Origin of the sequence: Streptomyces sp. CB02056 (assembly GCF_001905545.1) — a bacterium.
Taxonomy (GTDB): domain Bacteria; phylum Actinomycetota; class Actinomycetes; order Streptomycetales; family Streptomycetaceae; genus Kitasatospora.
Genome location: NZ_LIPD01000004.1, coordinates 513,991 through 524,930, shown reverse-complemented (window position 1 = coordinate 524,930; position 10,940 = coordinate 513,991). Strand labels below are relative to the sequence as shown.

Here is a 10,940-nt window from a genome sequence, read left to right as displayed (position 1 = left end):
TCCCGGCAGGCCCGGTCCCGGCAGGCCCGGACGGCCCCGACACAGAGGAGGGACAGACCATGATGCTCACAGCGTTGACCGTGGCGGAGCCGGACGGCCGCCCGGAACCCCCCGGCGCGGCCGGCGAACCGGTGGCGCGGCACGTCCGGGGCACCGTCGTGCTGACCGCGGCCGAACCGTTCCTGCGCGGGCACTACCCCGGCCTGCCGGTGGTCCCCGGCTTCGGCCTGGTGCAGTACGTCCACGAGCTGGCGGCCGCGGCCGCCGTCCCCGGCCCCGGCCGGGCCGAGCTCACCCGGGCGCGCTTCCTGAGCCCGGTGCGGCCCGGCGACGAGATCGCCGTCGACGCCCGGATCCAGCGCGACCACGACGGGGCCCGGGTCTGCGCCCAGGTCCACGCCGACGACCGACTCGCCGCCGAGATCACCCTGTTCTACCCCCGGGAGGCCCTGTGAAGGACATCGCCGCCATCACCTCGGTCGTCCCGCACCGCCACCCCGCGCTGCTGGTCGACCGGATCGCCGAGATCGAACCGGGCCGCCGGCTCGTCGCGTACAAGGCGGTCACCCTCGCCGAGCCCGCCTACCGGGACGTGCCCGAGGACGCCGCCAACGAGGAGTACGACTACCCGCTCGGCCAGCTGCTGGAGTCCTGGGCGCAGTGCGCGGTGCTGCTGTCCTGTTGGGAGCGGCCGAACGCCAACGTGCTGGACGGGCAGGTCGTGCTGCTGGCCAGGACCCGGGACGTCCGGGTGCTCGGCCCGGTCCGCCCCGGCTCGGTCGTGGTGCACGAGGTCACCATGGTCCGCGCCCTCGGCGACTCCTTCATCACCTCCGGCCGCAGCACCGTGGACGGCCACCCGGTGCTGGAGGTCGGCCAGTTGACGCTGGCACTGCGCCCGGCGGAACTCCTCCGGGCCCCTGGAAGCACGACCGACGGGAGGTCCTGATGTCCGCACGACGGGTCGCCCTGGTGACCGGAGGGTCCCGGGGCATCGGACGCAGCGTGGTGGCCCGGCTCGCCGCCGACGGCTACGACGTGGCGTTCTGCTACCAGTCCCGGGAGGAGGCCGCGGCGGAGACCGCCAAGGAGGCCGAGGCGGCCGGCGCCCGGGTGCTGGCCCGGCGGGTCGACGTGGCCGACCGCGCCCAGGCCGAGGCCTTCGTCAAGGCCGCCGAGCAGGAGCTGGGGCCGCTCCACGCGGTCGTCTCCTCGGCCGGCATCGTCCGGGACAACCCGCTGGTGCTGCTCACCGAGCAGGCCTGGCAGGACGTCATGCGGGTCAACCTGGACGGCACGTACCACGTCTGCCGGGCGGCGGTGTTCGCGATGATGAAGCGCCGCGCCGGCGCCCTGGTGACGATGTCCTCGGTGGCCGGCGTGTACGGCAACGCCACCCAGACCAACTACTCGGCGTCCAAGGCCGGGATCATCGGGTTCTCCAAGGCGCTGGCCAAGGAGGTCGCGCCGCGCGGCATCCGGGTCAACTCCGTGGCGCCCGGCTTCATCGAGACCGACATGACCTCCGCCCTCGCCGAGGGCGCCGACCTCACCGGACGCATCCCGCTGGGCCGCCTCGGCCGCCCCGAGGAGGTCGCCGACCTGGTCTCCTTCCTGCTCTCCGACCGCGCCTCGTACATCACCGGGCAGGTCTTCGGCGTCGACGGCGGGCTGGTGCTGTGAGCGGGTCCGGCAGGGCTCCGCGGTTCTACTTCTCGCTGCGCAGCCCGTACTCCTGGCTCGCCTACCGCGAGCTGCTGGAGCGGCACCCGGACGTCGCCGGGGCGGTGGAGTGGCGGCCCTTCTTCGAGCCGGACGGCACCAGCGAGCGGCTGCTGGCCGAGCTGGGCGGCTCGTTCCCGTACACCGCGATGTCCCGCGCCAAGCACCTGTACGTCCTCCAGGACGTGCGGCGCCTCACCGACGCGCGGGGGATCGCGTTCCGCTGGCCGGTGGACCGCGACCCGGTCTGGGAGGTCCCCCACCTGGCCTATCTGCGGGCCCTGCGCGGGGGTCTCGGCCCGCAGTTCGTCGCGGCCGCCTACCGGGCCCGCTGGGAGCAGGGCCGGGACATCTGCGACCGGACCGTCATCGCCGGGATCGGGGCCGAACTGGGCCTCGACCCGGCGGAGTTGGCGGGTGCGAGCGACGACCCGGAGCTGCGCCGGCAGGGGGCCCTGCTGCTCAAGGACATCTGCGACGACGGGGTGTTCGGCGTCCCGTTCTTCGTCCAGGGCTTCAACCGCTTCTGGGGGCTGGACCGGCTGCCGGACTTCGTCGCCCACCTGCGGGCCCGGGCCGGCGGCGACGGGGCGCTGCCGCCGCCGGCCGCCCCCGCGGTCGGGCTCGGCGCCCGGGCCGTCGACGACGGCCACGCGGGCGGCTGCGGCTGACCGGCCCGCACGCGTACGGCACGGCCCCGGCGGAGGAACGCCGGGGCCGTGCCGTACGCGTACGCGCGCCTCAGGACCGCACCGGAACGCTCCGGTACAGCTCGGCGATGCAGGCCCGGGAGAGCGCGGCCAGGCTGGAGACCATCAGCTCCGGCGGCAGGCCCGCGCTCCGGTAGGCGAGCGGGAGTTCGGTGCAGGCCGCCACCACCGGCAGCCGCCGGCGCCGCCAGAGCCGTCCGACGGCCTCCCGGAAGGCGGCGCCGGCCTCCTCGGCCCGTCCGGCCTTCACCCGTTCGGCGGCCCCGTGGACCGCCTCCTGCGTCCCGCCGTCGGGCACCAGCAGCCGGTAGCCCCGGGCCGCGGCCCGCCGCTGGTAGAGGCCGCTGCGCACGGTCCCGGTGGTCGCCGTGAGCCAGCCGCCGTCCGGGCTCAGCCGGACGGCCTCGTCCAGGGTGGCGTCGACGATGTCGACCACCGGGACGGGCGAGGTGGCGGCGAAGCCGTCCAGGAAGACGTGCGCCGTGTTGCAGGGGACGGCCAGCAGGTCCGCACCCCAGCCGGCCAGCGTGCGCAGGCACTCCCGCACCCGCCGCCCGGGCTCGTCGTCGCCGCCGAGGATCGCGGCGGTGCGGTCCGGGATGCCCGGCTCGGACAGCAGCAGCAACCGGGGGTGCTGCTGGTCCCGGGAGGCCGGCGCGTCGGCCGCGAGCAGCCGCAGGAACTCCGCGGTCGCCGCCGGGCCCATGCCGCCCAGTACGCCCAGGGTCCGCTCGGGAGCCCGTGCCGTCAGCGCTGTCATGCCTCGACTCTGGACGGCTGCGCTGACCCGGAACTGACATTCGCCTGACATCCACCGTTTGGGGGAACTCCCCCTCAGGAGACGGGGGTTAGCCCCATGGTCCCCGGCTTTCCCAGCGGGATAGCTTCGTGGGGTCCGCCCCGCGACGGGGCCTGTCCAGGAACGTCCTTCAGATCTGGGGAATGACATGCGCCAGCAGTCCGGCCGTCTCGCGTCCTTCGTCGTCCTCGCGGCCGCCGTGGGCGGTCTCAGCGCGTGCGGGTTGGCTCCCGACAACAACTTCGACGACGACGCCACGGTGAGCGACAAGATCACCGCCGTACGGCTCGACACCACCTCCGGCGGCGTGACCCTGCGCGGCAAGGACGGCCTCGACAAGGTCTCCGTGCACCGGTCGGTCAGCTACAAGAACGACAAGCCCGGGGTGACGAGCCGGGTCGAGAACGGCGTCCTGGTGCTGGGCGGCTGCGGCCAGTACTGCTCGGTCACCTACACCGTCGAGGTCCCCCCGGGCCTGCCGGTCAGCGGCCAGACCAACTCCGGCTCGGTCAACCTGACCCAGGTGGGCAACGTGCAGGTGTCCACCCACTCCGGGGCGGTCAGCCTGGACGGGGTGAACGGCACCACGGAGGTGAAGACCACCAACGGCGCCATCACCGGGCGCGGGCTGAACGGCAGCCGCATCCAGACCGAGACCCACAACGGGGCGATCGACCTCGTCTCGACCAAGCCGCAGGACGTCTCCGCGTCGACGTCCAACGGCGCCATCACCCTGGTCGTGCCGAGCGCCACGTACAAGGTGTCCGCGAAGACCGGCAACGGCCACAAGGACATCGGGGTCTCCGACGACCCGTCCGGCCGCTACCAGCTCGACCTGAGCACCAGCAACGGGCGCATCCAGGTCAAGCAGGCCTGACAACCCGCGCAACGGGCTGCCGTCCGGCGATCAGCCGGGCGTCAGCAGCCTGTCAGCGTTCCCGGCGAATCTGGTGGGGCTCCGATCCTTGTCGCGAGGAGGCCCCGTCGCATGACGTCGATAGAAGCGGTATCGAGCTACCTGCCACCGACGGTCTCGGTCGAACAGCTGCGGGAGCCGCTGGGGCTGACCGACCAGCAGGTGCGCCGGTTCACCAGGCTGTACGGCCTCGACCGGATCTGCCAGGCGCCCGACCAGTCCGAGGCGGAACTGCTGGCCACCGCGGCGGGCAAGCTCGACGCCCTCGCCGGGCAGGAGGACCGGATCCGGTACGTGGTGCGCGCCAAGGGGCTGCGCACCACCGCACCGTACCCGGTCAGCCCGCTGCGGACGGTCTGCGAGTCGCTGGGGCTGCGCCGGGCGAAGGTCTTCTCGGTGGCCGACCACGGCTGCGCGACCGGACTGCTCGCGGTGGACGCGGCCGGCACCCTGCTGGCGGCGGACGGCGACCCGGACGCGCTCGCGCTGGTGCTGGCCGGGGACAAGACGCTCACCCCGTTCTCCCAGTGGGTCGAGGACGTCTCGATCATGGGCGAGGGCGTCACCGCCGTCCTGGTGGGCGCCGGCGGCGACCGCAACCGGGTGCTCGGCTACCACGCCCGCATCCACGGCCGCGAGGACGGCGTCATCGACCTCGACGCCGAGGGTGCCCGCGAGGCCAAGCGGATCTACCAGGACGCGATGGCCGAGGTCATCGACGGCGCCCTGGCCGCGGCCGGCCTGGCCGTCGGCGACCTCGACCTGGTGCTGCCGCACAACGTCAACCGGGTCTCCTGGACGGTCGCCGCCAACGCGCTCGGCATCGACCGGGACCGCATCTTCCTGGAGAACATCGGCCGGACCGGCCACTGCTTCTGCGCCGACCCCTTCATCAACTACCAGTCGGCGCTCGAACTCGGCCTGCTGCGGCCCGGGGACACCTACCTGATGACCTCCGCGGGGCTCGGCCAGTCCTTCGCCGCGATGGTCGTGAGGCACTGATGGGCGCCCGCGACGGGGGCCGGACCCCCGATGCCGCCGATGCCGCCGATGCCGCCGACCGGCTGGCCCTCGCCCTGACCGGCTCCCCCGACGCCCGGCTGCTCTTCCTGGGCAACTTCGAGGTGGAGCAGCAGTGGGCGCTCGGCGAGCACACCCTGCCCCGGCTCTCCGCCGCCACCTCCAGCGCCGTGGTCAACCGGATGGACGAGTTCGCCCTGCTGCTGGCCGGCGGCCGGGACCACGTGGTGCTCAAGACCCGGCCGGACGGCGACTACCTCGGCTACCTGGCCGGGCTCGGCCTGGACCTGCCGCACGTCCACGTCCCCGCCGCCCAGGACCCGCAGCGCACCGTCACCGAGGACGCCCTGGCCGACCCGGCCCTGCTCGCCGAACTGGCGGACCTGGCCGCCGATGGCTGCCGGATCGCCGCCCACGGCGTGTCCGAGCCGGAGGAGCGCCTCGCCGCGGCCACCGGGCTGCGCCTGGCCGGACCGGACGCGGCCACCTGCAAGGCCGTCAACAGCAAGGTCTACAGCCGCCGGATCGCCGACGAGCTCGGCCTGCGCCAGCCCCGCGGCTGGGCCTGCGAGACGCTCGCCGAACTCGCCGACGCCTTCGCGGCGGTGGACGCCGAGCTCGGCGACGGCCGGGCCGTGGTGAAGGAGGCGTTCGGCGTCTCCGGCAAGGGCATCGCCCGGCTGACCAGCCGGCGCCGCGGCGAGCGGATCCTCGGGCTGATCGCCAAGCAGGTCGAGGCCTCCGGCCGGCCGCGGATCGCCATGGTGGTCGAGGAGTGGGTCGCCAAGAGCACCGACCTCAACTACCAGTTCACGGTGGGCCTGGACGGCTCGGTGGCGTTCGACTTCGTCAAGGAGCAGCTCACCGAGGACGGCGTCCACAAGGGCCACCGGATGCCCGCCCGGCTCGGGGCCGACCAGGTCGACGAGCTGCGCACCGCCGCGGACCTGCTCGGCAAGCGGCTGGCCGCGGACGGCTTCCACGGTGTGGTGGGCGTGGACGCCATGGTGGACCCGGACGGCGGGATCTACCCGGTCGTGGAGATCAACGCCCGCAACAACATGTCCACCTACCAGATCCGTCTGCAGGAACGGTTCGTCAAGCCGGAACAGGTCGCCGTCGCCCGCCACTACCCGCTGCGGCTGACCGAACCGCTGGCCTTCGACGAGCTGCGCCGGCTGCTCGACGGCCTGCTGCTCGACCCGGCCGGCGGCACCGGCCTGCTGGTGAACAACTTCGCCACCGTCAACGCGGCGTTCACCGGCGGCGGCGCCCCGGTCGACGGCCGGCTGTACGGGATCGTCCTCGCGGACTCGGCGGAGGAACTGACCACCATCGACGCGGAGATCGCCGACCGGCTCGACCGGCGGGAGAGAGGGGACCGGCCATGAGCGACGTCTTCGAGATCCAGGGCACACCCGTCACCGAGATCGCCCAGCGGTACGGCACCCCGCTCTTCCTCTACGACGGGGACGCCCTGACCGGGCGGATGCGCGACCTGCGCGAGCACCTGGACCCCAGGCTCCAGGTGTTCTTCTCCCTCAAGTCCAACCCCAACCTCGCCATCTGCGCCCTGCTCCACGCCCACGGCGCCCGCGCCGAGGTCTCCTCGCTCACCGAGCTGCGCACCGCCCGGCAGGCCGGGGTGGCCGGCCGGGACATCCTCTTCCTCGGGCCGGGCAAGAGCCGGGAGGAACTGCTCGCCTGCCTGGACGAGGAGATCGCGGCGATCGTCTGCGAGTCCCTCCAGGAACTCGCGCTGATCGACGAACTCGCCCGCGAGCGCGGCACGGTGGCGCCGGTCGCGCTGCGGGTCAACCCGAGCTTCTCGGTCAAGGGCTCCGGCCTCACCATGGGCGGCAAGCCCCGCCAGTTCGGCATGGACGAGGCCCAACTCCTGGCCGACCCGGGGCTGGTGGCACGCCACCCGGCGGTGCGGGTGATGGGCGTCCAGGTCTACATGGGCACCCGCATCCTGGTCGAGGACACCATCGTCGAGAACACCGAACGGATCTTCGACCTGGCCGAACGCCTCAGCGCCGCCCTGGACTTCGAGCTGGAGCTGGTGGACGTCGGCGGCGGCCTCGGCGTCGCCTACTTCGACGGCGAACGGGACCTCGACCTGCCGAAGCTAGCCGCCGGGATCAACCCGCTGGTCGCCGCGTTCGCCGAACGCCACCCCGGCACCCGGCTGGTGATGGAGCTCGGCCGCTACCTCACCGCGCTGGCCGGCACCTACGTCACCCGGATCCGGTACGTGAAGGAGTCGCTGGGCGAGCGCTTCGCGGTCGCCGACGGCGGCACCCACCACCACATGGCGGCGGTCGGCATCGGCTCCTTCGTCAAGCGCAACTTCCCGATGCTGCTGCTCAACCGGCTCGACGAGCCCGCCACCGAGGTGTGGAACGTCACCGGCCCGCTCTGCACGCCCAACGACACCCTGGCCAAGAAGGCCGAGCTGCCGCCGGTGCGGCCGGGCGACCTGCTCGGCGTGCTGCGCTCCGGCGCGTACGGGCCGACCGCCTCCCCCGTGCACTTCCTCAGCCACGGCTACCCGGCCGAGGTGCTGGTGCTCGACGGCGAGGCGCACCTGGTCCGCGAGCCCGACCGCCCGGAGGACCTGCTGCGCCACCAGCGCCCGATCGCCCCCGAACTCCTCGGCCGCTCCAGCTAGTTGCCGCACGTCCCCACCCCCAACCCCCGGAAGGAGTGCCGACCATGACCGGAGCCACCGGCACGGACCGCGCGCGGATCGTCACCGAGATCTCCGCCGCCCTCGGCGAGGTGCTCGACTACGACCTGCCCGAACTCACCGAGGAGTCCCGGCTCTTCGACGAGCTCGGCCTCGACTCCACCGGCGTCTTCGAGCTGCTGATGCGGCTGGAGGAGTCGCTGGACGTCGAGTTCGACACCGACTCGCTGGAGATGGCCCACTTCGCGAGCGTCCGCTCGCTGGCCGACTTCGTGGCCACGGAACTGGGCGGCTGAGCATGCCGGTCCGGACCGTACCGACGAAGGGCCCCTGGGAGGCGCCCGCCGTCTTCCCGCTCGGGCTCGCCGCGATCACCCACCGGAGGTTCCCACCGGGCCGGGCACGGATCGACGACGCCTTCTCGCTGCGCCACTTCGCCGACCTGACGGCCGCCTACGGCGTCGACCACCGGCCGGAGCTGGTCCGGGAGGCGGCCGGGAACACCTTCGCCGACATGGCCGGGGAGCTGCTCGCCGCGCTCGACCCGCAGGACCGACGAACGGCAGCGGCCACGCAGGCGCCGCCGATCGACCTGGCCGTGGTCGCCCACGCCACCCCGGACCTGGACTGCCGGCTCGCCGCCGTCACCAGCCTCTCCGAGCGCGTCCCCGGCGGGCCGCTCTCCTTCGCCGTCTCCGAGTGCGGCTCCAACGCCCCCTTCGCCGCGCTGCGCCTGGCCGACGCCTACGCCCGGCGGCACGACCTGCGCAGCGTCGCGGTGTTCGTGCTCGACCAGGCCACCTTCCCGTACGGGACCGGACGGGACCTCGCCGGGGACGCCGGCCTGGCACTGCTGCTGACCGACAGCGGCGCCCTCGGCCGGCTCACCCTGTGGCAGCGCACCGGCACCGGACCGGACGACGTGCCGGCCGCCGTCCGCACCGCCCTGGCCGAACTGGACGCCACCGGCTGCCCGTTGGTCCTCGGCGCCGCCCTCGACCCGGCGCGCGACCTGCCCGGCCACCCCGGCCGGATCGTGCGCACCCCGCCGGGCCACCCGGCCTCCGGCACCCTCACCGCCCTCGCCGCCGACCCCGCCTGGGCGGCCGGGAGGGAGGAGCGGATCGCCGTCGTCGACCACGAGCCCGACACCGGCGACCTGGCCGTCTGCCTGATCGAACGGGGCGGGCGGTGACCACCGTGACGCACCGGGACACGGACCTGTGGCCCCGCTGCCAGGACGCCGCCCGGCAGCGGGGCCTCGCCCCGGCGCTGCGGCTGCTCGCCTCCGCCCTGACGCCCGGCCTGCTGCCCTGCGGGCCGGGCGGGCACACCGTGGCCGACGCCCGGACCTTCGCCGAGGCCGGCGGGCTCTGGGTGGCCGGCGCCGCCCGACCGCGCCGCCCCGCCGACGAGGCCGTGCTGTCGCGCACCGCGCTGCCCGGCGGCGAGGTGGTCGCCGCCACCGTCACGACCGCGCCGCCGGCCCGGCGCGGCGCGGCCGAGCGGGAGGCCGGCGCCGCCTTCGTCCTGGGCCTGGCCTGGGTGCGGCTCGGCCTGTCGGAGTCGCTGCGCTCGGCCTGCCTGGGCTACCTGGGCCGACGCCGCAGCGGCGACTCGTACCTGTTGCAGCAGCAGCTGGTGAAGGGCACCGTCGCCGAGGCGGTGGCCGACCACCTGGAGGTCCGGGCGGTGCTGTCCGGCGCCGGGCCGGGCGACCTGGCCGCCGCGGTGCTGGCGGACGTCCACGCCCGGATCACCGCGGCCGACCGGGAGCAGGTCCGGCTGCTGGGCGCCAGCGGCTACCTGCGGGACGGCCCCGGGATGCCCTGCTACCTGTCGGAGCTGCTGGCGGAGGTCCACGTGACCGGGGAGGAACCGCGATGACCGGGCCGGACGGGCACCTGGCCGCGCTGCGCGCCAGGGCCCGCGAGTGGGGCGCCGGGCTGCGCCCGCTCGCGCTGGAGATCGACCGCGACCCGGAGGCCATCCGGCAGCACCTGGACCTCCCGGCCGTGCGCTACCTGGCGACGATGGGCATCCCGGCCGCGTACGGGAACGAGCCGGAGAAGATCGACGGGCAGCGCCACTGCGGCGACTCGGCACTGGAACGCGCCGTCGTCATGGAGGAGCTCGCCCGCGCCGACGTCGGCGCGATGGTCGCCTCGCCGGGCCCGTTCCTGGCCGGCGTCGCGGTCGGCCTGTGCGCCGACGAGCGGCAGAAGGAGTGGTTCTACGGCCGGATGCTGCGCGAACCCCTGTGGACCTGCTTCGCGCTGACCGAACCGGACCGCGGCTCGGACGCGACGGCCCTGACCACCGCGCTGACCCCCGCCCCGGGCGGGGCGCTGCTCAGCGGCGAGAAGCGCTACGTGGGCAACGCCTCGCGGGCCCGGCTCGCGGTGGTCTTCGCCCGCACCCGGCCCGGCCCGCTCGGCATCACCGCCGTCCTGGTCGACACCGACACCCCCGGGTTCCACGCCGAGCCGCTGGACATGCTGGGACTGCGCGGCGCGCGGATCAGCGCGGTCCGCCTGGAGTCGGTGGCCGTCCCCGAGGAACACGTCCTCGGCCGCCACCTCCCGGCCAGCCGGCGCGGGGTCTGGTCCTTCGTCCAGATCTTCAACCAGCTGCGCCCGGGCGTCGCGGCGATCGCGGTCGGGATCGCCCGCGCCGCCCACGACTACGTGACCGCGCACCGCGGCCCGCTGCGCACCGCCGAGCAGGAGCGGCTGGACGCGATCGGCCGCCGGATCGACGCCGTCCACCGCCTGGTGCTGGACGCCGCCGCGACGGTCGACGCCCGGCCGGCCGACGGCCACCTCGCCTCGGCCGCCAAACTGCGCGCCGCCCGGCTCGCCGAGGACGTGACGCTGGCGGCCTGCGGCTTCTTCGGGCCCGGGGCCCGGCTGGCGCACCCGCTGCTGGACAAGCTCGCGCGCGACGCCCGGGCGATGGAGTTCCTCGAGGGCGCCGCCAACATCCACCGGCTGAACCTCTTCCAGGGACTGCTCACCGGCAAGGTCGGGCGCGCCTAGCAGCGCCTCCCGGGGCCGCCCCGGCAGGCGCCCCCGGCGGCGC

13 protein-coding genes are annotated in these 10,940 nt (G+C 74.5%); 12 read left to right on the top strand and 1 reads right to left on the bottom strand.

What is annotated here, in order from left to right:
* Window positions 1–59 precede the first annotated feature (59 nt).
* The 4 genes from AMK13_RS14280 to AMK13_RS14265 are packed head-to-tail and all read left to right on the top strand — an operon-like array spanning window position 60 to window position 2,393.
* Window positions 60–455: a hypothetical protein gene (locus AMK13_RS14280; RefSeq protein ID WP_074002437.1), complete on the top strand. Its 396-nt coding sequence runs from the start codon at window positions 60–62 to the stop codon at window positions 453–455.
* Window positions 452–949, top strand: coding sequence for a 3-hydroxyacyl-ACP dehydratase FabZ family protein (locus AMK13_RS14275; protein ID WP_049655093.1), 498 nt, complete (start codon window positions 452–454; stop codon window positions 947–949). The genes AMK13_RS14280 and AMK13_RS14275 overlap by 4 nt, the downstream gene beginning before the upstream one ends.
* Window positions 949–1,683, top strand: coding sequence for a 3-oxoacyl-[acyl-carrier-protein] reductase (fabG, locus tag AMK13_RS14270; protein ID WP_049655090.1), 735 nt, complete (start codon window positions 949–951; stop codon window positions 1,681–1,683). Before AMK13_RS14275 ends, fabG begins: the two co-directional genes overlap by 1 nt.
* Window positions 1,680–2,393 (top strand): 2-hydroxychromene-2-carboxylate isomerase, encoded by a 714-nt coding sequence (locus AMK13_RS14265; RefSeq protein ID WP_074002436.1) that lies wholly within the window; start codon window positions 1,680–1,682, stop codon window positions 2,391–2,393. The genes fabG and AMK13_RS14265 overlap by 4 nt, the downstream gene beginning before the upstream one ends.
* A 70-nt stretch (window positions 2,394–2,463) precedes the next feature.
* On the opposite strand, the gene AMK13_RS14260 is transcribed toward AMK13_RS14265, so the two are convergent.
* On the bottom strand, window positions 2,464–3,192 hold the full coding sequence (locus tag AMK13_RS14260) for an aspartate/glutamate racemase family protein (RefSeq protein WP_053112228.1): 729 nt from the start codon (window positions 3,190–3,192) through the stop codon (window positions 2,464–2,466).
* Window positions 3,193–3,379: 187 nt separating this feature from the next.
* Between AMK13_RS14260 and AMK13_RS14255 the strand changes: the two genes are divergently transcribed.
* From AMK13_RS14255 to AMK13_RS14220, 8 genes are all read left to right on the top strand, one after another.
* Entirely contained in the window at window positions 3,380–4,108 is a 729-nt protein-coding gene (locus AMK13_RS14255; protein ID WP_049655082.1) for a DUF4097 family beta strand repeat-containing protein, read from the top strand.
* Window positions 4,109–4,219: 111 nt separating this feature from the next.
* Entirely contained in the window at window positions 4,220–5,149 is a 930-nt protein-coding gene (locus AMK13_RS14250; protein ID WP_049655080.1) for a 3-oxoacyl-[acyl-carrier-protein] synthase III C-terminal domain-containing protein, read from the top strand.
* Window positions 5,149–6,558, top strand: a complete 1,410-nt coding sequence (locus AMK13_RS14245) for an ATP-grasp domain-containing protein (protein ID WP_074002435.1) — start codon at window positions 5,149–5,151, stop codon at window positions 6,556–6,558. The genes AMK13_RS14250 and AMK13_RS14245 overlap by 1 nt, the downstream gene beginning before the upstream one ends.
* Window positions 6,555–7,841 (top strand): type III PLP-dependent enzyme, encoded by a 1,287-nt coding sequence (locus AMK13_RS14240; protein ID WP_074002434.1) that lies wholly within the window; start codon window positions 6,555–6,557, stop codon window positions 7,839–7,841. The genes AMK13_RS14245 and AMK13_RS14240 overlap by 4 nt, the downstream gene beginning before the upstream one ends.
* A gap of 44 nt (window positions 7,842–7,885) precedes the next feature.
* A complete protein-coding gene (locus AMK13_RS14235) occupies window positions 7,886–8,155 on the top strand; it encodes an acyl carrier protein (protein WP_049655074.1) in 270 nt (89 codons plus the stop codon).
* A gap of 2 nt (window positions 8,156–8,157) precedes the next feature.
* Entirely contained in the window at window positions 8,158–9,054 is an 897-nt protein-coding gene (locus AMK13_RS14230) for a hypothetical protein (RefSeq protein ID WP_074002433.1), read from the top strand.
* On the top strand, window positions 9,051–9,746 hold the full coding sequence (locus AMK13_RS14225; RefSeq protein WP_074002432.1) for a hypothetical protein: 696 nt from the start codon (window positions 9,051–9,053) through the stop codon (window positions 9,744–9,746). Before AMK13_RS14230 ends, AMK13_RS14225 begins: the two co-directional genes overlap by 4 nt.
* Window positions 9,743–10,897, top strand: a complete 1,155-nt coding sequence (locus AMK13_RS14220; protein ID WP_074002431.1) for an acyl-CoA dehydrogenase family protein — start codon at window positions 9,743–9,745, stop codon at window positions 10,895–10,897. Before AMK13_RS14225 ends, AMK13_RS14220 begins: the two co-directional genes overlap by 4 nt.
* Window positions 10,898–10,940: the final 43 nt, after the last annotated feature.